General features: G+C 65.7%; 20 protein-coding genes and 3 pseudogenes. 9 read left to right on the forward strand and 14 right to left on the reverse strand.

Annotated elements, in window-relative coordinates:
* Nucleotides 1-111: 111 nt before the first annotated feature.
* From M5I08_RS01500 to M5I08_RS01515, 4 genes and pseudogenes are all read right to left on the reverse strand, one after another.
* A pseudogene (locus M5I08_RS01500) lies at nucleotides 112-1,007 on the reverse strand (transposase).
* A 356-nt stretch (nucleotides 1,008-1,363) separates the two neighbouring features.
* Nucleotides 1,364-1,645, reverse strand: a complete 282-nt coding sequence (locus M5I08_RS01505) for a transposase (RefSeq protein WP_249762859.1) — start codon at nucleotides 1,643-1,645, stop codon at nucleotides 1,364-1,366.
* Between the two features lie 36 nt (nucleotides 1,646-1,681).
* Nucleotides 1,682-2,140 (reverse strand): integrase catalytic domain-containing protein, encoded by a 459-nt coding sequence (locus M5I08_RS01510; protein WP_249763032.1) that lies wholly within the window; start codon nucleotides 2,138-2,140, stop codon nucleotides 1,682-1,684.
* 154 nt (nucleotides 2,141-2,294) lie between these two features.
* Nucleotides 2,295-3,521 (reverse strand): IS110 family RNA-guided transposase, encoded by a 1,227-nt coding sequence (locus M5I08_RS01515; RefSeq protein ID WP_249763278.1) that lies wholly within the window; start codon nucleotides 3,519-3,521, stop codon nucleotides 2,295-2,297.
* A gap of 721 nt (nucleotides 3,522-4,242) precedes the next feature.
* Here M5I08_RS01515 and ltrA point away from each other — a divergent pair.
* The gene (gene ltrA, locus M5I08_RS01520; protein ID WP_249763033.1) at nucleotides 4,243-5,577 is read left to right on the forward strand and encodes a group II intron reverse transcriptase/maturase; all 1,335 of its coding nucleotides are present in this window, start codon (nucleotides 4,243-4,245) and stop codon (nucleotides 5,575-5,577) included.
* On the opposite strand, the gene M5I08_RS01525 is transcribed toward ltrA, so the two are convergent.
* Entirely contained in the window at nucleotides 5,548-6,348 is an 801-nt protein-coding gene (locus M5I08_RS01525) for a transposase family protein (RefSeq protein ID WP_249763034.1), read from the reverse strand. The two genes, ltrA and M5I08_RS01525, sit on opposite strands and share 30 nt — an antisense overlap.
* Before the next feature lie 523 nt (nucleotides 6,349-6,871).
* Here M5I08_RS01525 and M5I08_RS01530 point away from each other — a divergent pair.
* Nucleotides 6,872-8,116: an IS701 family transposase gene (locus M5I08_RS01530; protein WP_219070036.1), complete on the forward strand. Its 1,245-nt coding sequence runs from the start codon at nucleotides 6,872-6,874 to the stop codon at nucleotides 8,114-8,116.
* A gap of 81 nt (nucleotides 8,117-8,197) precedes the next feature.
* Nucleotides 8,198-8,464 (forward strand): hypothetical protein, encoded by a 267-nt coding sequence (locus M5I08_RS01535; protein WP_219070027.1) that lies wholly within the window; start codon nucleotides 8,198-8,200, stop codon nucleotides 8,462-8,464.
* A 41-nt stretch (nucleotides 8,465-8,505) separates the two neighbouring features.
* Here M5I08_RS01535 and M5I08_RS01540 read toward each other — a convergent pair.
* The 3 genes and pseudogenes from M5I08_RS01540 to moeA all read right to left on the reverse strand — a co-directional run bounded on the left by M5I08_RS01540 (nucleotide 8,506) and on the right by moeA (nucleotide 10,685).
* Nucleotides 8,506-8,978 (reverse strand): annotated as a pseudogene (locus M5I08_RS01540) (MogA/MoaB family molybdenum cofactor biosynthesis protein).
* Entirely contained in the window at nucleotides 8,978-9,403 is a 426-nt protein-coding gene (gene moaC, locus M5I08_RS01545) for a cyclic pyranopterin monophosphate synthase MoaC (RefSeq protein ID WP_249763035.1), read from the reverse strand. The pseudogene M5I08_RS01540 and the gene moaC overlap by 1 nt, the downstream one beginning before the upstream one ends.
* A gap of 76 nt (nucleotides 9,404-9,479) precedes the next feature.
* A complete protein-coding gene (gene moeA / locus M5I08_RS01550; protein WP_219070023.1) occupies nucleotides 9,480-10,685 on the reverse strand; it encodes a molybdopterin molybdotransferase MoeA in 1,206 nt (401 codons plus the stop codon).
* Between the two features lie 79 nt (nucleotides 10,686-10,764).
* On the opposite strand from moeA, the gene M5I08_RS01555 reads away from it, so the two are divergent.
* Complete coding sequence (locus M5I08_RS01555; protein ID WP_219070021.1) at nucleotides 10,765-11,190, forward strand: molybdenum cofactor biosynthesis protein MoaE; 426 nt, start codon at nucleotides 10,765-10,767, stop codon at nucleotides 11,188-11,190.
* A gap of 8 nt (nucleotides 11,191-11,198) precedes the next feature.
* On the opposite strand, the gene M5I08_RS01560 is transcribed toward M5I08_RS01555, so the two are convergent.
* Nucleotides 11,199-11,456 carry a MoaD/ThiS family protein gene (locus M5I08_RS01560; RefSeq protein ID WP_219070020.1) on the reverse strand — a complete coding sequence of 86 codons (258 nt, stop codon included), beginning with the start codon at nucleotides 11,454-11,456 and terminating at the stop codon, nucleotides 11,199-11,201.
* A gap of 1 nt (nucleotide 11,457) precedes the next feature.
* Nucleotides 11,458-12,537 carry a GTP 3',8-cyclase MoaA gene (gene moaA / locus M5I08_RS01565; protein WP_219070019.1) on the reverse strand — a complete coding sequence of 360 codons (1,080 nt, stop codon included), beginning with the start codon at nucleotides 12,535-12,537 and terminating at the stop codon, nucleotides 11,458-11,460.
* Nucleotides 12,538-12,656: 119 nt separating this feature from the next.
* Between moaA and M5I08_RS01570 the strand changes: the two genes are divergently transcribed.
* On the forward strand, nucleotides 12,657-13,079 hold the full coding sequence (locus M5I08_RS01570) for a TOBE domain-containing protein (protein ID WP_219070017.1): 423 nt from the start codon (nucleotides 12,657-12,659) through the stop codon (nucleotides 13,077-13,079).
* Nucleotides 13,080-13,216: 137 nt separating this feature from the next.
* Here M5I08_RS01570 and M5I08_RS01575 read toward each other — a convergent pair whose 3' ends face one another.
* Entirely contained in the window at nucleotides 13,217-14,542 is a 1,326-nt protein-coding gene (locus tag M5I08_RS01575) for a cupin domain-containing protein (protein WP_219070034.1), read from the reverse strand.
* A 137-nt stretch (nucleotides 14,543-14,679) separates the two neighbouring features.
* Nucleotides 14,680-16,251, reverse strand: coding sequence for a PPE family protein (locus M5I08_RS01580; RefSeq protein WP_219070032.1), 1,572 nt, complete (start codon nucleotides 16,249-16,251; stop codon nucleotides 14,680-14,682).
* Nucleotides 16,252-16,590: 339 nt separating this feature from the next.
* Between M5I08_RS01580 and M5I08_RS01585 the strand changes: the two genes are divergently transcribed.
* The 4 genes and pseudogenes from M5I08_RS01585 to M5I08_RS01600 all read left to right on the forward strand — a co-directional run.
* The gene (locus tag M5I08_RS01585; protein ID WP_219070015.1) at nucleotides 16,591-16,995 is read left to right on the forward strand and encodes a pyridoxamine 5'-phosphate oxidase family protein; all 405 of its coding nucleotides are present in this window, start codon (nucleotides 16,591-16,593) and stop codon (nucleotides 16,993-16,995) included.
* 33 nt (nucleotides 16,996-17,028) lie between these two features.
* Nucleotides 17,029-18,561, forward strand: coding sequence for a molybdopterin dinucleotide binding domain-containing protein (locus M5I08_RS01590; RefSeq protein ID WP_249763279.1), 1,533 nt, complete (start codon nucleotides 17,029-17,031; stop codon nucleotides 18,559-18,561).
* Nucleotides 18,542-19,177: a molybdenum cofactor guanylyltransferase gene (gene mobA, locus M5I08_RS01595; RefSeq protein WP_219070013.1), complete on the forward strand. Its 636-nt coding sequence runs from the start codon at nucleotides 18,542-18,544 to the stop codon at nucleotides 19,175-19,177. Before M5I08_RS01590 ends, mobA begins: the two co-directional genes overlap by 20 nt.
* Before the next feature lie 387 nt (nucleotides 19,178-19,564).
* Nucleotides 19,565-19,672, forward strand: a pseudogene (locus M5I08_RS01600) (hypothetical protein); the annotation flags it as partial.
* Between the two features lie 123 nt (nucleotides 19,673-19,795).
* On the opposite strand, the gene M5I08_RS01605 reads toward M5I08_RS01600, so the two are convergent.
* Nucleotides 19,796-21,598: a potassium channel family protein gene (locus tag M5I08_RS01605; RefSeq protein ID WP_219070012.1), complete on the reverse strand. Its 1,803-nt coding sequence runs from the start codon at nucleotides 21,596-21,598 to the stop codon at nucleotides 19,796-19,798.
* A gap of 321 nt (nucleotides 21,599-21,919) precedes the next feature.
* Nucleotides 21,920-22,654: a peroxiredoxin gene (locus M5I08_RS01610; protein ID WP_370328554.1), complete on the reverse strand. Its 735-nt coding sequence runs from the start codon at nucleotides 22,652-22,654 to the stop codon at nucleotides 21,920-21,922.

Below are 22,654 nucleotides of genomic sequence, written 5' to 3' on the forward strand. Positions count from 1 at the left end.
AGGATCACGTCGCCTCCATGCCGGACACCGCCTGGCCAGAAATCGGGATACCCGCCAAACTCATCCCGGCGCCAAAAAGAAGGATCTCCTGACGTTTCCGTGGGTCGGGTTTCATGCTGCTCGGCCGGGTAGTGCGGGGCACAGGCCGCCGCGGGTGAGCATGGCCATGCCGATCAGCGCCTCAGGGCTGTGAAACCCGTACGCACGCTTGGTCAAGGCCCGCAGGTGGGTATTAGTGGCTTCCGAGCGGGCATTCGACAGTTGGTGGTCGAGGGTGTTGCCGATGAGCTCCTTGTGACGGCGGACGGTGCGGGCTACGGCGACGAACTCCGGGATGCGCGAGTGCGACGCCCAGGACAGCCAACCGGCCAGCAGACGACGGCCGTCGCGCGGCCCAGGGTGTCTTTGTTGCGGCCTTCGGCGGCCCACACCAACCTGCCTGTCGTGTGGTCGATCACGCACGTCAAGTAGCGGTGGCCTTTGCGGTAGGCGATCTCGTCGATGCCGATGCGGGTCAGTCCGACGAGCAGGTCGTTGGTGTCGCGGCCATCGGCGACCACCCGGCCCACGATCGCGGCGATGGTGCGCCAGGCCACCCGCAAAAACACCGCGACCACACTGATGGCGGCATGCGCGCTCAGCCACGCGGCTGTGTCCTCAAACGCCCAGGTGTGGCGGGCGCCGGGCCGCGCCCAGGGCACATGCGCCACCACCACTCCATGCTCGGGGCAGGCTACCCGCGGTGCGGCGGCCTGCAGATAGGCCTTCGTCGTCCCCAGATCCAGGCTGCGCCAGCGCCTGATCGCGTCCCCGCCGTCATAGCCCGGACAGCGTTTCTGGCACCGCGAGCACCGGCTGGCCTGGTTTGCCTTGGGCCGCACCGCAAACACCAGCGCTTCGCTGGTCACCGGCCGCTTGCCGCGCGAAGTCTCGGTCTCGATCATCACGTCGTCGATGACCATGTCCTGGCCACCGAGGACCGTCGCGAATACCCTGGATTTGCGCAACGCCGTACACCCCTTCCGTCTTGAACCCGATTGCAGTCCAAAACGTAAGCAGGACACGGCGTTGCGCCCCAAAACCCCTGGTCACGAACCCACGACTATGGCAGAAGAGCCAAAAAGAAGCCCCGGTTTCGATGCCATCTCATCCATTTCGACACGTCGTCAGCGATTCACTCGCGTTCGTCTTCCTGATCCCCACCTGACGCTTCTAACAGCGCCTTTTCCTCATCGCTCACCACGACGGTCTTCAGCCAACGCAGCATGAGGCGTTTTGAAGCCTCCCACCCGACGGGCGACTCCGAAGGGCCACAACCCCTTCATCATTCACACAGCACCACGTTCCTCCGCGATCTCCTACATCACGCAGCCTCCCGTGTTCGTGGCACACCTTTTCCCAGGAACTCGACCTCCTGTTCCAGTGATTTCACACGTCGTCGCAGCCGACGCAACTCGTCCATTTCTGATTCTGTCAATTTATCGCCAATCTCGGGATGTTCCTCCTTATACTGGCGGACCCATCGCGAGACAGACTGTTCCGACACGTTGTTTTCGCGTGCAATATCAGCAATCGCACGCGAATGCTCGATCACCTCCAGTGCAATACTGGCTTTAAACCCAGCGGAGAACCGGCGACGTTCCATACTTGCGACTCCAATTCGGCTCGGCCTCAACAATAATCAAGGCGTTGTCCGAAAGTCGCCGGGCGGGTCAAACCCGTAGCGGCGCACGAGGTGGTTGTTTTTGGACTCGATGGTGGCCTGGTCGTTCTTCTTGTAGGGCCGTGAGCGGGTGAAGAAGATCTCCATGTCCGCGGCCCACTTGATGACAGCCTTGTTGAGGAATTCGGTGCCGTTGTCGAAGTCCAAACCGGTTACCTCATAGGGGATTTCAGTAATACCGGCTTTGAGGGCGCCCAGGATGTGGGTGTGGGCGTTGTTGCGCACCGTGCGGGTGAACACCCAGCCGATATGCATGTCGGTGAGGTTGACCGTCCGGGCGAACTCGCCTCTGAGAGTTGGTCCGCAGTGCGCGACGGTATCGCCTTCGAAGAACCCCGGAGATTCTTCGACCTCATTGCCTGCTTTGCGGACCTTGATCGAATTCCGCAGCAGTGGTGAGGGTTTCGTCGTCGACAAACCCGAGATCTGGTCCCCCGCCTAGTACTGCAGCCGGTGCGCCCAGTGGTCAGGAGGTGATTGTTTAGGTCATGACCTGATCAAAAAAGCTCGTCGTCGCCTGCCGGTGTGAGTCCGGTCCGGGTAGCTGTCAGACATCCCAGGAGCTTAAATGTCAAGCGGCGGTTTGTTGATCTCGATTGTGGGACGGCCAGGCGGTGGCTTCGTCGTAGAGCGTGCGGGTCTTGAGGCAGCCGTGCAGGATTCCGACGAGCCGGTTGGCGAGCTGGCGCAGCGCGGGGTTGTGGCCGAGGCCGCGGGCGCGTTGCTTGTCGTAGTAGGCGCGTGCGCCGGGCGAGGCGCGCAGCGCGGAGAACGCCTGCGTCATCAGCGCGTCGATGAGCCTGTCCTGATGCACGAACCGCGCGAGCACGACCTTCTTCTTGCCGGAGGCGCGGGTGATCGGGCTGGTTCCGGCGTAGTTCTTGCGGGCCTTCGCGTCGGCGTACCGTGCTGGGTCGTCGCCGAATTCGGCGAGCACCCGGGCGCCGAGGATCGGTCCCAGGCCGGGCTGCGACAGGATGATCTCAGCGTCCGGGTGCCGGTGAAAATGCTCCTCCACCTGCTCTTGCAGGATCGCGATCTGCTCGTTGAGGGTGGTGAGCACGGCCACGATCGAGCGGGTGGCAGCCGCGTACGCGGTGGTGATCACCGGGTCGCGGCCGAGCTGCTCGCCGCGCAGCGCGTCCTGGATCCGGCTGGTCTTGGTGTCGATGTCGCGGCGACCGGCGTGTTTGAGCGCGGCCCGGATCTGGCTGCGGTTCAGCTTCGCCGCCGACGCGGGGTCGGGGGCTCTGCCGAGCAGTTCCAGCGCATCGGCCGCGTCGAGATCGTCGAAGGCTTCCAGCGCGGCGGGGAAGTACTCGCGCAGCGCGTGCCGCAGCCGCTGGGTGTGGCGGGTGCGGTCCCAGATCATCGTCTTGTGCGAGCGGGCAACAACTTTCACCGCCTCGGCTGCCGCGCTGTCGCCGGCCACCGGGCGCAGCTGGTGCGAGTCGGTGCGGACCATGTCGGCCAGCGTGTGTGCGTCCGCCGGGTCGCTCTTGGCGCCGGAGACGCTGTGCCGCTCCCGGTACCGGGCCACCGACAGCGGGTTCACCGCGTACACGGTGTATCCGGCCGCGATCAGCGCGGCCACCCACGGGCCCCGGTCGGTCTCGATTCCGATCGCCACCTCGGCCATGTCGGCGTCGGCGCCCAGCTCGGCGCCGATCATCGCGTGCAACCGCGCGATCCCGGCCGCGCCCTCGGGCAGCCGCGCCCTGGCCAGCCTGCGTCCCGCCGAGTCCATCAGTTCGACGTCGTGATGATCTTCCGCCCAATCGTCGCCCACGTACAGCAATTTCGCCACTCCTCGCTCCTGTCTGCAGTTGTCCGGGTTACAGCCCGGCAGCGTGCGGGAGAGCTCTCGGCAACCTAATGAAGCAGTGCTCACGCCACGCGGGCGGGCACGACATCCCATCAGCGATCCCTTCTCCCGGGCGAACCGGTGGGGGCGACGATCTGACATCAGGACTCGAAATCCAGGAGGCATCAGTACTCACCCACCGGCCGCTACCGATAGCAAGTCTGCCCGAAGGCCGCACCCGCTAATACTCATTAGGAGGCCCGGTAGCAGGCTGGCGGCTCGGTCTGGAAACGGGTCGGGTCGAAGCCCAGCGTCGAAAGCCCCGTTGGGGGAAGCAACTGAGCGGTCCGTAACACGAGTGAAGCCTGCCGCGTCGTTAGACATTGAGGGAGAGCCGAGCCGGGCGGTTCACGGTGAAGGCCATGGAAGCGGTGAAGACCCTGGAAGTGCAGCCGCGAGGGACTCCCCGGCGTAAGAGGGCGCGGAACGTTCAGGCGGTGACGGCGGGAACTGGGGAGGCCCTCCCCGGCCGAAACGCACTGCGAATTGCGTGGAATAGCTTGTCCTATAACCGGTGTGGAGCCGGGAAGTGGATCGGGCGCCGGGTGGGAGTCGGAGGCGGTCGTAGTACCGATCGAGCCGCAGGACAACGTAACCTGCGGTAAGGGAAGGGCCGCTGCTTCGTTCACGCGTTGTGTCTGGAAGGAGGTGCCCGGTGAGTGCCGATCTGGCTAGTCCCGCCGCGTCGGGGTCCGTGTTGGACCCGGTTCGAGCTTTGCAGCACACGCTTTACCGGTCGGCCAAGGCCGATCCGGGACGACGGTTTCATGCGTTGCAGGACAAGGTCTATCGCAGAGACGTCCTGTGGCGGGCATGGGTCGCGGTGCGCCGCAACAACGGCGCGCCCGGCGTTGACGGGACCACATTGGCCGAAGTCGAGGAATACGGTGTCGACCGGTTTCTGGATGAACTGGCCGAGGACTTGAGGGCCAATCGGTGGCGTCCGCTGCCCGCGCGGCGGGTGCTCATCCCCAAACCGGGGACGAGCGAACAGCGTCCGCTGTCGATTCCCTCGGTTCGTGACCGTGTCGTGGCGGCCGCGGTGAAGATCGTGCTCGAGCCGATCTTCGAGGCCGGGTTTTTGTCGTGCAATTTCGGGTTCCGCCCGAAGCGGTCGACACACGATGCGCTGCAAGTGCTCATAGACGAGTCCTGGCAGGGCAAACGGTGGGTGGTCGAGACGGACATCGCCAATTGTTTCTCGGCGATTCCGCATGAGAAGTTGATGCAAGCGATCGAGGAACGGGTCAGTGACCAGGGCGTGTTGAAGCTGCTGCGCGCGATGCTGCGTGCGGGAGTGATGCAGGAGGGGTCCGTGCGCCGTGAGGTGTCCGGAACCCCGCAGGGCGGTCCGCTGTCGCCGTTGCTGTGCAACGTGTACCTGCATCGGTTGGACCGAGTGTGGGACACCAGCGAGCACGGTGTGCTGGTGCGCTACTGCGACGACCTGGTAGTGATGTGCCGGTCGCGGGACCAGGCCGAGGCCGCCCTGGAGCGGTTGACGGTCCTGCTGGGTGATCTCGGGTTGCAGCCCAAGGCATCCAAGACCCGCATCGTGCATCTGGTCGACGGTGGTCAGGGAGTGGATTTCCTCGGCTTCCACAATCGGCTGGTGCGCGGGCGGACTCCCCGGTCGGCGCACCTGGTTTTCCTCGGTCGGTGGCCTGCGCGTAAGGCGGTCCAACACGCACGGGATCGGATTCGGGCGATCACGGCCCGATCCCGCTTGCTGGTGCCGGTCGAGCGGATCGTGGAGGAACTCAACTTGTTCCTGCGCGGATGGGCGGGGTATTTCCGCTTTGGTAACTCCGCACTGATGCTTGGCCAGATCAGGAACTATGCCTTGACCCGGCTCGCGCTGTGGCTGTCCAAACGGGGCAAACGCCGCCGAGCTCGGGGATGGGGAATGACCCAGGTGTTGAGATCGGAGAACCATCTGGGCCTGATCAGTGACGTTTTCTCAGTAATTTCCGCGTTGGAGAGTCGATAGTACGATCGCGGCGGCAACAACTGCGCCAATCCTGTTTGGGCACAGGCGGATTCGACGGAGGCAGCGCCAACGTTGTTTGAGTTCGGCGTTGGCGCGTTCACCGATGGCACGCGCCGCGGTGAGCAGCATGTTGTAGCTCTGATTCTCCACGGCCAGGCCGCGGCCCTTGACCGGAGTGTGCACCCCGATCCCCGCTCCTTCGTAGCCCTTGTCGGCCAGCGTCGGCACCCCGTCGGCCGCGGACTTGTACAGCGCGCCCAGGCAGTGCGCGCGGGCGGCGGTGATGTCGTGCACGCTGCCCGGTTCGGCCTCGCTCGACCACACCGGGAACCCGCCCGGGTCGGCCAGTATCTGCACATTGCCGCCCTGGGTTTTGTGCTTGCCCGAATACCACCGGTGATGGCCGGCCTCGTTGCGCTCGTCCACCCGGTCGATGGCGATCAGCGTCCCGTCCAGCGTCACGTGCGACCACTGTTCGGCCTTGGCCCGGTCGAGCACTTCGTGCAGGTCAGGAGCTTGTTCGGCGATCACGTCGATCGCCTCGTGCAGATAGCGGTAGCTGGTGGAGATCGGCAGCCCGGCCTCCATCGCCAACAACCGGATCGGGGCGTCGTCGCGGAACCACCGCAGCACCAGCTTGGCCTGCGTGCGCACCGTACCCGACCGCCGCCCGGCCCGCGTTCTGATCTCGCGCCGGTGAACGTGCAGCAGCGCGGTCACATGCAGCAGGGTTTCCTCCGGCACGTCGCAGATGGCAGAGTAGGTGAACACGTGGGGTCCTTTGCAGCGGAGCGGGTTTCCTCGTCGAAACCGAATCCTTGAGCAAGGACCCCACGCCCAGCCACTACGACACGCCGAAAACTCCAGTCACACCAGACTCACGAGCCCCAAGTGAGAAAACCTCAGTCTTGATGGGATCGTCGTCCCGCCCAGGCCGTTTCGGGCCTGGAAAGTCGAATGCCGCCGGTGAAGAACGTCGGTAAGCCGTGTGCGGGAGAACCGCATGCACGGTTTGACGGGCGGGGGCTGGAAACGGAAGCGATACGGCCACGGTTGAAGCGAAAGCTGCCCGCGGGAAACCCCGGCAGGAGCGCCAGACCTACAGCCGAACCATTCGCCACCGCGCCAGCCCCCGACCCTCCTAGTTCGGGGCTGGGGTGCTTCGGCGTGTCTGCGCTGGTAGAAGCGGTGGCCGGGGCATTGTTCGGAGTTTGTGAACACATCTGAATGCGCCGCGGCCGCCGCGGCTGTCAGCGTAGACCCTGACCGGTGGTGGAGTCAGTTCTCGGAGGTGATCGACCGGATCGCGCCGCGGTTTAGCCGCCATGAACCGTTGCGGCATGCCGCCGCGCTGATGGCCGGGATGGCCTGCGGGCTGGATCGCAAGAATTGCTGGACGATCGCCGAACACCGTGGCGATGCCACCCCCGACGGCTTGCAGCACCTGCTGGCCCGCGCCAAGTGGGACGCTGATGCGGTCCGCGACGATTTGCGTGATTACGTCGTCGACGCCTTCGGCGATCCCGGCGCGGTGCTGATCATCGACGAGACCGGCGACGTCAAGAAGGGCACCGCCACCGTCGGGGTGCAACGCCAATACAGCGGCGCCGCCGGGCGCATTGAGAATTCCCAAGTCGCGGTGTATCTGACCTATGCTGCCCCGCGCGGGCATGCCCTGATCGACCGGGCGTTGTATCTGCCGCGCTGCTGGACCGAGGATCTGGATCGTTGCGACGAGGCGGGGATACCGGCTAATAGCAGAGGTTTTGCCACCAAACCCACCCTGGCTGCCGGGTTGATCGCCCGCGCCGTCGAAGCGAAGGTTCCGGCGGCTTGGGTGGCCGGCGGCGAGGTCTACGGCGCTGATCCGAAACTGCGTGCCGCCATCCGCGGCCACGGCCTGGGTCATGTCCTTGCGGTGGCCGCCAACCGGCGAGTGCCGACCGCGGCCGGGCCGACCCGCGTCGACCAACTCCCCCGCCAGCTGCCAGCGTGGGCGCGGCAGAAACACTCCGCCGGCGCCGGCAGCCACGGACAGCGCTACTACTCCTGGGCCTGGATTGCGCTGGACGCCGAAGACGACACCGACACCGGCCACCATCATTTGCTGATACGGCGCAACGACACCACCGGTGAGCTGGCCTACCTGCGCTGCTACACACCACGCCCAGCCACCTTGCGCACCCTGGTCGCCGTCGCCGGTCAACGCTGGCGCATTGAGGAATCCTTCCAGGCCGCCAAGGGCCCGACCGGACTCGACCAACACCAGGTCCGCCGTTGGCGCTCCTGGCATCGCTGGACCACCCTGGCCATGCTCGCTCATGCCTTCCTGGCCGTGTCCACCGCCGTCGAACGCGACACACAACCCACCCCCGTCGGCCTGATTGCGTTGACCGTCAACGAATTTCGTCGTCTTTTCGACATGCTGCTGCTGACCGCCCGCCGCACCATCAAAAGCCTGCGGGCCTGGTCGCAATGGCGACGACGACACCAATACCGAACCCAGCTATCCCACTACCAGCGACAGGAAAACCAATGATCACGAACTACGGCTGCAGTACTAATCGCGGTCGCACTCGCACTCGGAGCGACTCTGACCGCTGCGCTATCCGTATTTCCCGTGCCGATCCTGGCCGGCCTGCTGACGGTCGCCGGCCTGCTGCATGTCGCGCTGCTCAAAGATCTGCGGCACCCCGCGCACTGGGCCTTGGCGCTTGCGGTCGGGATCATCGGTTTCCGCGGTGACCTCGCGGTCGCCATCGTCGGGGGGCTGATGATCTGGTGGTTGGTCCGCTCGCTTCGAGCATGGCAGCCTCGCCGCGAAGGCGATGGCTCCCGCTCGCATGCGCAACCAGTGATTGGCCCGGAACCGACTCAATATGTTTGACGGGCGCAGACGAGCCGTCGAGCACTCAAGCCAGCCGGCTTTCATCGGGAGTGGTCTTTGCCTGCGATTTGGTCCAGCGCGTGGTCGAGCACATCGGCGAGCACGCCGAGGCCGTCGCGGACCCCGCCCGGCGAGCCCGGCAGGTTGACCACCAAGGTGCGGCCGGCAACCCCGCAGACACCGCGCGACAACACCGAGCTTGGCACCATCGGTAGACCGGACCGTCGGATGGCGTCGGCCAGCCCAGGAACCTCATAATCGAGCACCGCCGTGGTCTGAGCGGGAGTGTCGTCGCTGGGCGAGATGCCGGTGCCCCCGGCGGTGATCACCACCTCGACTTCCTCGACGAGGGCGTCGCGCAGCGCCTGGCCCACCGGGCCGCCGTCACCGACAAGCACCGTTTGCACCGGCGAGAACCCGCGCTGTGCGAGCCATTCAGCGATCAGCGGTCCGCATAGACCCCGGCCGACGCGCGGGTCGAGGCGACGATGACACGCGCCGATCTGCCTGCCATCACCGCACCCACGTCCCGTGCCGGCCGCCATCCTTGCGCAGCACCCGTATGCCATCGATCCGCGCAGCGGGATCGACCGCTTTGACCATGTCGTAAAGGGTCAGGGCCGCCACACTCACCGCGGTCAGCGCCTCCATCTCCACCCCCGTGCGGTCGGTGCTGCGCACCGTCGCGGTGATGTCGATGTCCGTCTCGCCGATGGTGAAATCGACGTCGACGCCGGTCAGCGCCAACTGATGACACAGCGGGATCAGGTCGCTCGTGCGCTTGGCGGCCAGGATGCCCGCAACGCGCGCCGTGGCCAGGGCATCGCCCTTGGGCAGTCCGCCCGCCGCGATCAGCTCGATGACTTGCGCGGAGGCACGCAGTGAGCCTGCGGCAACGGCCGTGCGTTTGGAGGCGGCCTTTTCGGCGACGTCGACCATGTGAGCCGCGCCCAGATCATCGATGTGCGAGAGCGGACCGGCATCAGCCACGTGTCCTATTCTGACAGGTTCCGCGTTAGCGCAGATCCCAGATCTGCACCTGCGCCCCGGCCGGTAGCTCGGTGACGTCTGCCGGAATGTCCAGCAGGCAGTTCGCCGACGCCAGCCACCGCACATGGTGTGACCCCGGCGGGCCATGGCTGACGACGGCGCCAGTGGAGGCGTCGAAAAATCCGCGGCGAAACTGGCGCTTACCCGGCGATAATGTCAACGTCTCCGTCAGCACGGCGGATCGGCGCGGCCGGTGCGGAGCCGGCAGCCCCATGGCTGAGCGCAGCACCGGCCGGATGAACACCTCGAAGCAGACCAGCGCGCTGACCGGGTTACCGGGCAGGGTGACGATGGGTGTGCCCGCCACCCGGCCGGCGCCCTGCGGCATACCCGGCCGCATCGCCACCTTGACGAACTCCACCCCCTGATCACCGCGCCGGCCGAATGCGTCCTTGACCACCTCATAGGCGCCCGCGCTGACGCCGCCGCTGGTGATGATCAGATCCGACTCGGCGGCGTATCGGCCCAGCACCGCGGTGAACCGGGCGACGTCATCACTAACTGTCACGGCGGCGACCACCTCGGCGCAGGTCTCGCGGAGAGCGGCGGCCAGCATGACCGAGTTGGACTCATAAATCTGCCCTGGCCGCAGCGGCGTGCCCGGCGCTACGAGCTCCGATCCGGTGGAAATCACCAGCACCCGCTGGGGCGGAATCACAGTCAGCTCGCACAGTCCCAGCGCCGCGGCCAAGCCGATCACCGCCGGGGTGACCACCTGCCCGGCCCGCAACACCGTGGCGCCCGCGGCGACGTCCTCACCGGCACGGCGGATGTGGCGTCCCTCGACGCTGGGCACGTCGATCCTGACGACATCGGTCCCCCCATCGGTGGCCTCGACCGGCACCACCGCCGTCGCCCCGGCCGGGATCGGCGCCCCTGTCATGATGCGATGCGCGGTACCCGGCTCGAGCTCAAGGATGTCGCTTCGGCCGGCCGGAATATCCTCGGCCACCCGCAGCCGGACCGGGTGATCGGTGGTCGCCGAGGCCACCTCATCGGCGCGCACCGCATAACCGTCCATTGCCGAATTGTCGAAAACCGGCAATGCCACCATCGCGGTCACGTCCTGCGACAGCACCCGGCCTTGTGCGTCGGGCAGTGCGACGGTGACGGCGGGCCGGGCAGCGATCAGCCCGGCGACAACGCGTTGATGCTCTTCAACCGACCGCATGGCCTTAGACCCGCAACCTCCCTGAAACCCCCAGACGAATATAGTTGGTCTTCATGGGACGTCCGTCCGTGGATGGACGATGACGCTGGTGGCGCGGGCCGCGCTGACGGATCAACCGATTCTGCTCGCCGAACACCAGGAATTGGTGAGCCATCAGACAGCCGGAGCCGTCGTGGGGTTCGTCGGCATGATTCGCGACCACGACAATGGACGCCACGTGGTGCAGCTGGAATACTCCGCGCACCCGTCGGCCGCCGAGATAATCGCCGACGTGGTGGCCGACATCGCCGGAAAGTCTCCAGGGACGCGGGCCATTGCGGTCAGCCACCGGATCGGTGTCCTGCGAATCGGCGAAGCGGCGTTGGTCGTCGCGGTCGCCGCCGACCATCGCCAAGGAGCATTTCTCACCTGCGCACAGCTGGTGGACGCCATCAAGGCGCGCTTACCAGTGTGGAGGCGCCAGATCTTCGCCGACGGAACCGACGAGTGGGTGGGCTCGGCTTAGCGGGCCCGTTATCCTCCGGCGAACGGCGGTAGGACGTCGATCGTGTTGCCCGCCTGCAGCGGCTGGGCTTGGTCCCGCACCGCCAACCCATCGCAGAGGAAAGAGCATCGGACGAGCACGCGGGCAAGCTCCCGGCTGCGGCTGCCCAGCGTGTCGATGAGCTCGCCGAGCGTGGCGCCGGAGCGCACGGCCAGTTGCTCGGAATCGGATCCCGCGGCAGCACGCGCCGCCGCGAAATACCGCACGGTGATCGTCTGGGCCGTCACCTCAGCCGCCGATCGCGCTCATCGGCCGCGCCGGCCGGAAGAAGTTCGGGTCGTTGATGCCATGACCCGCGGGCTTGCCCCACATCGCGGTCCGCCACGCCGTCTCGATCGCGGTGTCGTCGGCGCCGCTGCGCAGCAGCCGCCGCAGGTCGGTCTCCTCGACGGCGAACAGGCAACTGCGAAGCTGCCCGTCTGCGGTCAACCGGACGCGGTTACAACCCGAGCAGAAGGGGTGCGACACCGAGGCGATGATCCCGACCTTCCCGGTGCGGCCGGTCGCGGGATCGGTGATCGTCCACAATTCGGCCGGCGCCGAACCCCGCGGCGCCTGATCGGGTTCCAGAGTGAACGAATGACGTCGAAGCTGCGCCAGCACTTGGTTCGCAGTCACCGTGGCCTCGCGGCGCCATTGGTGTGCGGCATCAAGCGGCATCTGTTCGATGATCCGCAACTGGTAGTCATGACCGAGACAGAACCGCACCAACGACACCGCATCGTCGAGGCCGGTCAGCGGGTCCAGCACGGCATTGACCTTCACCGGCCGCAGGCCCGCTGCCCGCGCGGCGGCCAGGCCGGCCAACACATCGGCCAGCCGGTCACGGCGGGTGATCGCCGCGAAGCGCAGGCCATCCACGCTGTCCAACGACACGTTCACCCGGTCCAGGCCGGCTCGCGCCAACGCCTCCGCGCGGTCGGCCAACAGAACTGCGTTGGTGGTCAGCGCGAGCTGCGGACGCGGCCGGAGCGCGGCTGTCGCGGCGACAATGTCGTCAAGACGCTTGGCCAGCAACGGTTCTCCCCCGGTGAACCGCACCTTGGTGATGCCTAGCCGGGCCACGGCTATTCGCATCAGCCGAATGAATTCGTCGGGTTGCAGCAGCTGCTCGGCGGCTGACCACGGCAGACCCTCGGCAGGCATGCAGTAGGCGCATAGCAGATTGCAGCGGTCGGTCAACGACACCCGCAAGTCGGTCGCGGCCCGCCCGAAGCTGTCCACCAAAGGGCCGCTGGACGGGGGCTGTGTCGCCTGGCTGACAAGGCGGCGCGGCACTCGTGGGAGGCCGAGCGTCGTGATCGTCATGGCACCATCCGAATCTGGTCGCGAGCAACCTTTTCATTATCCATTGGCATCCATTGGCACGCCGAAACCGGGATCTCGCGCGCCTTCCTGCAGGTCATGGCGTCGACTAGCATTTATCCGTGCCATCGATGCGGATCCGTCAGGCCGCTGAACTGCTGGGAGTCAGCGACGACACCGTCCGCCGCTGGATCGACAACGGCGCTTTGACTGCCAGCCAAGACGACTCCGGGCGCAAGGTGGTCGCCGGGCATGTCTTGGCCGAGTTCTGGCGCAACAACGCCCGCCCGTTACCGCCGAACCCGCTCGGCACCGGCAGCTCAGCACGCAATCGCTTTGTCGGCCTGGTCACTAGCGTGATCAGCGACAAAGTGATGACACAAGTCGAGATGCGATGTGGCCCGCACACGGTCGTCTCGCTGATGAGCACAGAGGCCGCACGGGAATTGAAACTCGAGCCCGGCAGTCTCGCCGTAGCAGTAGTCAAGGCCACCACCGTGATCGTCGAAACGCCTCAAGCGCCTGATGCTCTGGCCGCAGAATGAATCGTGGTTTGCCGTTTGGCTCCGGTGGGTGCGGCGCGCCCGTGGGCGCGGTCATCGAAAGATGTGAAGCGCAGCCGGGCGTATGAAGGGCTTCGGCTGAAGGGTTATAACCGGTAAATGTTGCGCCAACGCAAGGACTATCGCGAGGCCGAGCCTTCAGGCGATGCCGGTGCCCGCGGCGGCGAAAGCGCTGCCCTGGGGCTACGACGGTGGGGAACGGGATCAGGCGCTGGCGACCCTGGATCGGGGGACGACGAAGGCCTATCTGCAGGCCGCCGCACCGCGGGTGTGCCGGGCACGAGCTGGACAAGGAATCCGCTCACGACCAGGGTGCGGGCTAGCTCCGTCTGCTGCGCCGTAGTTAGCCCGGGGAGATCGCGAACTCGAAACGGTTCGGTGCTCCTTGAGAGGAACAGCATCGCGGCTTGGTGGTCGAGACCGGCAGTTATCGACCACTGAGCAAATTGCAGCGCAACACCACCCTCGGTGGCCGTCACCCGCGAATAGAGCGGTTGGTATTTCACTACCTGTGTTTGTCCGTCGATTCCGGCGGCGTTCGAGACCGGTCTGACCGGCGGGCAGCGGCCACGCCGGAGCAGGACATCTTCCATTGCGCCGAGACCTTCTGCGATGACATGCGGATCCTCGACGGTCTTGACGATTTCGCGCACCAGGGCGCCCAGGCTCGTGCGTACGCCGTCATCATGAAGATGCCGTGGCGACAGCCGAGTGTGTATGCGGTCATCTCGCAAACTCAGCGAGTGAAGCATGTGAGTGAAAAGCGTGAGCATGGTGGGCGCGTGGATTCCGACGGTCAAGTGGACCGATGGCTCCACGTGTGTTTCGGCCGCGTGAAATCGGCCGCGGGGCACATACAGCACGTCGCCGGCTTCTAGGCGCAGGTCGATGGGCAGCGGGAGGCCGGCCGGAGCAACGCCCTCCCGGCGCTGCATTTCGCGCGGTGGAACATCGTCGGCGTCGGAAACATGCCAGACCTTGGATCCCTGGATCTGAAGAATCAACGCATCGTGGGGGTCGTAGTGAGGAACGAAACCTCTCGATTCGGGCGGCGTGATGTAGGCGTTGACTTGTGTCGGGAAGTTCAGCTCAACCTCGATGGAGTGGGACAGCGAGGAAATCGTTCGCACGTATCGCTCAACCCCATTCAGGACGATCGTGTAGCCGTCGGCGAAGTTGTCGCTGACACGGACTAGATCGAGACCGCCATCAGCAAGCCGGTAGGTGTCAGGATCCTTATCCTCGCCCCCTCTTACCAGGCGCACCGCCGATGGCTCTGGCTGAACACGCTCCAAGAGTTCCTCGGCCGCCGACGGGCCGTTCAGGAGGCGATCGAAGTAGCCTGCGCAGCGTCGCTTGACGTGGTAGTGCGTGGCACCCCAAATTTCGTCAAGAAAGGCCTCCACCGTGAGAGGTTCAAGCAACCAGGCTAGCTCGACGGCAATACCTCCCCAGACTTTGCGGGAACGGGCTGGTAAGCGTCGCAGGAGAGCGCCGACGGGACCGAGCGTCGGCCTGCTCGCGGGCGAGTGTGGACATGGTATTGGTTATGTGATCGACCGCCATTGCCGTGCGACTGCATTCAGTGATGACCTTCCCCATTCTCCGAGTTGAAGCCTTCGTCGGGGTTCCAGCTGCCCGGCAGCATCGGCACCGTGGGGCCGACGCCGAATTCATCACCGGCCAGCGTGATGAATCCCGCCGCCTCAGCAGGCGTCTGCATGCGCACGGCACCGGCAAAACCCAACGGCCCGATAGTTTGACCTGAGGCCAGCGTCGACGCGGCGGGCTGAGCGTCCGATTGCCCACGGGGTTCTGGGTCCACATCCGAATCCAGGTCCGCGACCATGTATTCGTAGCGGTGGCCGCGGTCTATGCGCCCCGCCCCCGGGCGGCGGTGACGACGCACCTGTTCGCGCGCGGGGTCAGCGGCCAGGGCGGCCGCCGCGGTATCGGAGACCGGCACCTTGGCTTTGGCCTTGGTGTGGGCCTGCACCGTCGACTCGATGTGGCCACTGCTCACCAGGTAACCGAACCCCTGCGCATCGGTGATCGGCGGTGGCGGCGTGGCGCCGGGCGCGGGAGGCACGGGGGCCGCAGTAGCCGCGGCGGGCACCGGTGCCGGGGCAGAGGTCGTGGTCGCGGTTGGGGCAGGGGTCAGGACCGGGCTCGAGACGGGGGCGACATCGGCGACCGGGGTGGGCGCGGTGACCGGGGCGACCGGGGCTGCAGCCGCGGCGGAAACCTCGGGCACTGCGCCCACACCGGCCACCCCAGCCAGTCCAGCCAGTCCAGCCGGCGCGGCCAGCCCCGCGACACCGCCGATAGGTCCCACGGGGGCGATCAGACCGAAGGAGAGCTGCGCCAAATGCGTCAATTGCGGGGCGAACGCGAGGTAGAGTTCGCCCGCCCAGTGCGGAACGTCGGTCGTCAGCACCGGATCGTGCAACAGGTTGTATATCGCCGCGGACGGATTTGAGGAAAAATGCGACAAGTCCTTCACGGCGGCATCGATGACGTCGTCGATGCGAGTTGTGTACCAGCTCAAGTGGGTTGGGCCCGGCCCGCTGTCTTGGATGCGACTGCTCGCGCTGCCGCTGGCGGTTGCACTGCTGGCTTTCTGGATCCGCGGCGCCGGGTCGGTCTGCGGTGTTGACGCCACCGCGGTGCTCGACACTATTTGGTAGGTCGCCATCGTGGTGGCGGCCTGGGTCCACATCCGCACATAGTCGGCCTCGTTGAGCGCGATTGCGATGGTGTTGACACCAAAGAAGTTGGCCGCCACCAACACCGCGTGGACGGCGTGGTTGGCGGCCAGCTCGGCCAGGGTCGGCATGGCCGCCAACGCGGCAGTGTAGGCGGCGGCCACGGTTTCATGTTGCGCGGCCGCGGCCGCGCTGTCGGCGCTGGCCCGTATCAGCCACACCAGATACGGCATATTGGCGGCCACATAAGATTCCGCGCTGGGCCCCTGCCACACCCCGGCCTGCACTGACGCCAACAAAGCGCCGAGTTCGTCGGCCGCGGCGGTGTATTCGGCACTCAACGACTTCCACGCCGCCGCAGCCGCCAGCAACGATCCGGGCCCCGGGCCACTGCTCAACAACGCCGAATGGACCTCCGGCGGCGAAGCCATCCAGATCGGTCCGGTCATCGCGGTCAACGCTTCGACCGGCGCATCGGCTGCCGCCAAACCTTCAGGAAGAACTCGCAATGTCATTTCAGACTCCCGAGCGAACGTCGCCGCTAGCAGCGACACCACACGTGCAGATCCGCCCGCGAACCCACACAGCGAGCTGATCTGCGTCATCAACTCGGCCTCCGCCGGCAAGCAGAAACCGGGTCAGTAGCCTACGCCGCGCAGAACCGCAGACGCGTGGATATTAATATATTTTGACCGTGTTTGCTGATCAGAATCAGCTATATGCCCGTAACCGCAGGTACGCGGCGTGCGCCCATGTCTACCCCCCGCTTCGGCGCTTATGCTTTGAGAATGAGCAGCAAGACCCCCAAGAACGTCGACTTCAAGCGTCTGGCTTCGGCGTTGGACGGTTACCGGTTCGCCTACCTTGTCACCGTCGACGAGAAATACCGCGTGCACACCGTGACCGTCGAACCGGAGCTGAACGGGGGCGTCATGGACGTCGGGCTGATCGGTGGCCGTACCCGGACCAACGTTGAAAGCCGCGGCGCTGCCACACTGTTGTGGCCACCGAGCGAGCCGGGCGGCTATTCGCTCGTCGTTGATGGACGGGCCGAAGTCGCCGACTCTGATGACGAGACCGCTGCACTTCGCGTGGTGCCGACCCGTGCGCTGCTGCACCGCAATGCCGACCCGCGCAGGCCCGGATCCGCGACAGGTTTCCGCCACGACTGCGTAGTTTTCGTCGCGACGTAGAACGGTCGGCTGGTTGTCCAAGTCGCCGACCGGATCGGTGTATGCGACGGTGACACGACCGAAACCCGTTCCCGCCGTGGACGTGCCTTACTGGACGTGGTGGTCGATGACGCCGTTCGGCCGGGCGTGTGCTTCGCCCCCGTGCATTGGGCCGATGCGTTCGGACCGGATGTGGCGGTCAACGCGGTGACTAATGGCGCGGTCGACGCAGACTCGCTGCAGCCCGAGTTCACGGTGTGCGCCGTGGCGGTTACGGCGATCGAGACCGAGGCGTCCCCAACCCAACTCACCCCGAAGGCCGCGGCGGCGCCAATCGAAGCGCTCGCCGCCGCACTCGGCCCGCTGCCTTCGCTTGCGACGCTCAGCGAGGCCGACCTGCTGGGCTTCTCGGTGCTGGGCTTCGATGACTCCTCCTACGCCGACTTCCGCAGCTTCGCCCGTAAGCGTGATGCGCGCCTGGAGCATCTGGGCGCGCATCGCATCGTCGACCGCGTGTGCTGTGAGCCGGACTTCGAGTCCACCGCGCAGGCCTGGACCGACCGCGTCGCCGCGATGCTGGGCGAAGACTCTGCCCGCCCGGCGACGCCCAAACACTCCGTGGCGCCATCGTATTCGCGAGCCAGCCCGCTGCGGACCACCGTCGCGAGCAACGTCGCGCTGTGTGGGGCAGACTCCGACAAGGACGTGCGGAACGTCGGGATCTACCTGCCCGAGGGCACACTCGAGTACGGCGTGGGCGACGCGCTCGGCGTGTGGCCCCACAACCGGCCTGACGCAGTGGCGGAGTTTCTCGACCGCACCGGTCTGGACGGTTCGGTAGAAGTCAGCGTCGGCGACCAGGCGATGCCACTGGTTGAGGCCCTGCGCGCACGGCTGGACATCACCCGGATCACGCCCGGCTTGCTGCGGTTCGTGCACCAGCGTCATCCTGCCGACGAATTGCAGGCGGTGATCGAGGAGCCCACGCAGTTCGCTGAACGGACCTGGCGGCGGCAAGCTCTCGACCTGCTGGCGAGCCACCCCGTGAAAGCGGAGGTCGACGAGCGGATCGGTGTGCTGCGCCCGCTGACCCCGCGGCTGAATACGATCTCGTCAAGTCCGCTCGAGGACCCGACAAAGGTGCATGTGGCCACATCGGTCGTCCAGTTCGAGTCGTCGACTGCGGCGACCGACGGCGGGCGCGGCCATAACGGCGCCAACTGGCTGTTCTTCGGCGAGCGGCACCAGGCGTCGGAGTTCTACTGCCGCGACGAGCTGGACGCGTTCGCCCGATCGGGCGTGCGCACACGGCTGGACACCGCATCCTCCGGCGACAGCGCCGATAAACTCTACGTCCAAGACCGGATGCAAGAAAATGCTGCCGATCTGTGGACGTGGTCGGCGACGGTGTCGACCTGTACGTGTGCGGCGACGCTTCCCGCATGGCGCGCGACGTCCACGAGGCGCTCCAGGGTATCGTCGCCCAGCACGGTCGACGGAGCCCGAAGTGCGCCGAAACCTACTTGCAGGCGATGTCAGCCGAGAGTCGTTATGTGCGGGATGTCTATTGAACGCCGCCACCCCTGACGCCGGGACAGGCCCGACACCGGGCGCCGATGCCGCGATGGGCCGCCGCCGCCCGCTGCGGGCCATCGTGCTCGCCGGCGGCGCGTCGCGCCGCCTCGGCGCCGACAAGCCAGAACAGCGCGTCGGCGGGCGGCGGTTGCTGGACATCGCGCTTGCCGCGGTTGCCGGAGCGGACGCCGTCGTGGTGGTGGGGCCCCCGCGCGACGTGCCCGCCGAGATCACCGTCGTATGCGAGGACCCGCCCGGATCCGGCCCCGTCGCTGCCCTCGCGGCGGGCGTGGCGGCGTTGCCCGAAGGCCCGGCCGACGTTGTGGTGTTGGCGGCTGATCTGCCGCGGATCACCCCTGCGGCTGTGGCAGCGCTGGCAGCCGCCCGCGGTGACGCCCCGGTCGCCCTTGCGGTCGACGACGATGGCCGCACCCAATACCTGACCGCAGTCTGGGATTCGGTGGCACTGGCCGCCGCGCTAGCCACCACCCCCGCGCGAGTGCGGGAGCTGCTGCCCACCAACGCGGTGCTCTCCACGGTGGGCGACGTCGCCGACGTCGACACCCCCGACCAGCTCGCAGCGGCGCGGGCCCAAGCAGCCAGCACCAGAACTCCTAGCCGGAGCTAGCCCGCCGGGCGGCCCCGCAGGTCATGGTATGACCGGGTAGTCCTGGCCCTCGCCGCCCGCCTTCTCATCGATCCCGACATGGGCCGGCACGGCACGGTTCGCCTTCTATGACTCGGGCCGACCGGTGAGTGTCGACGAACCGGCCGATCAGCGGTGTCGAGCGCCACCGTTTTCCAGCGAAGAAACGCGTCGCAGCCTTGAGCATTTCGACACGTTCGCCGTCCACTGCGAGTCGTCATTCGCGCGGCGCTCATCGACCAGACGCACCGGTTCGGCCAGCGAAAGTGACCGTCGCGCACTCCACCAACTGCACATTCCAGTCCGACGCTCGTACAATAATTTCTCACCAACGCGGCCACCGAGGGCTGCAACCGCCTCGCCAGACAGGTCAAACGTGCCGCCTACGGCTTGCCGCGCAATACCGAAAACTCGGCCCGCCGGATACGATTCCACTGCACCCGCAAACAGCGGGCCGCAACGCGGACTTCGTGCTGATTGCCCGGACAAAATCGAGGAGCCGTCGATGGCTCTGGCTGACAACTGGGCCAAGCTTAATCAGGGTTTTCTGTGAATTGGCTGGCAACGCAGCCGGGGGCGGGGGCGGGATAGGCAACGGTGTCAACCGGCCCGCGCTTCGCCTTTGACGTCGAGGTCTGCCGCATCTGTGTCTGGTTGAGCTCGCCCGCCGCGGGGCGCATCCTCGCCGTTCGCGGGTTGGCGGGGAGGCAGCGCTCTGCGTAACGTGGCCAGCAATTCCCGGTACGGGCCGACCAAGTAGACGATGTCGCGCGCCTCGAGGCGGTCATCTCGGCGTGGGCGCACCTGCACCTGTTCGTCTTCTCGGGTGAACGCGATGACCCGGACCTGGGTCGACAGATCGGCCATCAACAGCCCGTCCAGCTCGCTGCGGGGTGCCACCCGCATGGCGCCGACCATAAAGGAACTCTGCCCCACCGAAAACGTTCCCAGCACCTTCAGGCCGCTGGCGGCGCCGATGAACCAGGGTGCGGCCAGCTCGATGGTGGACCGCACGCTGTCGAACCCGAACCGCTGGGCGACCGCGAAACCCAACTTGCGTTCGAATACCCGCAGGACAAGCGGCACCTCGGCCAGCCGGTTGATCGCGGGCAGCACCCGCGGCCCTAATATCTCAGACAAGATGATCCCGGTCTCGATGTTGATCATGTCGTCGCGGGTCACCACCGCCACCGCACGGGCACGATCTACCCGCGCTGACTCCAGCGTCTGCGGGAACGTCGCGTCCCCGAAGATCACCGGCACGTCGAGCTCTTTTGCTGTCGGCAAGAAGCGGTTCTCCTCGTCGCGCTCGATCACCGCCACGTCGTGGCCGGCGTTGACCAGGTCGGCGACGACGCGGATCCCGAGTTCGCTCAGCCCGACGACGATGATGTGGTTGCGCAGATGACGCACCCGTGGACGGGCGGCATCCAGGACGAAGCGCTGCGAGAGCAACACGTCGGCGATGAACGCGACCAGCAGAGCAATGGTTATCGCGCCGCCGAACATCAGCGAGGCAGCGAACAAGCGCAGCCACGTAGTCTGCTGGGCGAAGCTGAAGTCGCCGTATCCGGTGGTTGTGATCGTTTCCACGGTGAAGTACAGCGCGTCGATCCACGACATCCGGGGGCGCCGGTAGTTGTAGTGCAACACGAGCACCGAGGCGGCGACGAGCATGCCGGTGGCGCCCAGCGCGGGATAGAACGCCGGGTTGAAGTCATCGAGCACCGCCCGGATAGCGTCGAACGCTCGGCGTAGCCGACGCCGTCGTGTGCGGGTTCCGGTGGGCCGTCGCACCTTGACGCCGCGGGCGGCCGCCTCATCGGCGGTCCCGATCACCACCGTCCAGTCACCGGCATGCACCCGCTCATCTCGAGTCGGACACGCCACCACCTCACCCGGGGTGGGGGAGTTCTCGCCGTGGATGATCGCCACCGGCGCCATCTCGCCGTAGATCTCGCGAAGCGACCCGTCCCGGGGGGCGTCGCTTCCGGTGGCGACGAATTTGAGGCCAGCGGCTTCAAACGGATGGGCGGTGTGCGACAGGCAGGCTTCGACGATCGCCGGCGCGGCGAGTTCTGCGACGTTGAAGATGGCGCCGGGCCCGTTGTCGTCGGCAACCGCAGCACGCAACACATCGTTGGTCAGCCGTGCCACCACACGCGCGTTCTGGCTGGCTCTTCGTGCCAGCAAAGCGATTTCGAGGTTGAGCGCGTCGTCATCCCCGGCGCAGACGACGGCTACGGCGCGCGCGACGTCGGCGCGGGCGAGTTCGCGCGCTACACCGCCCTCGGCGATCTCTGCGCTATTCAGCTTGACGACGCGCGAGCCGGCCCTTTTCAGCTCCCCGATGATCGTCGCGGCCAGCGCGTCATCACCGCTGACAATGATGTGATCATGCATGCCCTCATCCGCCACTCGGGAATACCTGATTGCGATCGAGTCCAAAGACTCAGCGCGCGGAGGCACCCGTTTCGCCGATGCCATTACTGGTAGAGGCTACACTACGGCTACGTCTCGTCCGGCCTTGACAGCCACTTTTGCTGACAGCACGATTTATTCGTCACCCAGCGGTGACTGACGGCATTCTCGCTCAGCGTCATTGGCTTTCCCGCAACCGCATCCTGACGTCGTCTTTATCGGATTGAGCAGTTTCGGATCTCGGATCTCGAGTTGGAAACGGTTTACCTCAGCGACCACCACAACAATCTCGAGGATGACTCGCTAGATCCCGTGCTTGATTCGGATGGCGGATTCAACCTCATCGGCAGGAATTTCCCTGGTGCAAAAGAACCAGTCTTGGCATGTGGTGCCCTGAGTCGGTGCGTCTTTTCGTTCTTGCATGCTGCTCAAGCTTTCGGGAATGGGCAGGATGACTGGTTCGCCGGGCTGCCAATCTGCTGGAGTGGCGACACCAAAATGATCGCTGGTCTGCAGCGCCTTGATAACACGCAGCAACTCCTCGGAGTTGCGCCCGAGAATTAACGGATAATAGATGATCGCGCGGATGATACCTTTGGGATCGATGAAAAAGACCGCTCGCACCGCCTTGGTGGAATCCTCACCCGGCATGATCATCCCATATTTCTGCGCGACCTGCATAGAGGCGTCGTCAATCAGCGGAAAAGTGACATCGACATTTTTGTAATCACGGAAAGTGATCTTATCTTTGATTGTCTGCAGCCAGGCAAGATGGCTAGCAATCCCGTCGACCGAGAGCCCCAACAATTCTGTGTTATAAGCCGCTAATTGCTGCTGCATCGAAGCGAAAGTCATAAATTCTGTCGTGCAGACCGGCGTGAAATCAGCTGGGTGAGAGAAAAAGATAACCCACTTGCCCTTATAGTCGGCGGGAAAATGGATCTCACCCTGGGTGGTGACAGCAGTGAATGTGGGGGCAGGGTCGCCAATGCGAGGCATGGATGTGATGGTGGCCGCCCCCTCGGCAGTGGTGATCAT

It is taken from the genome of Candidatus Mycobacterium methanotrophicum, assembly GCF_023515995.1.
Lineage (GTDB): Bacteria > Actinomycetota > Actinomycetes > Mycobacteriales > Mycobacteriaceae > Mycobacterium > Mycobacterium methanotrophicum.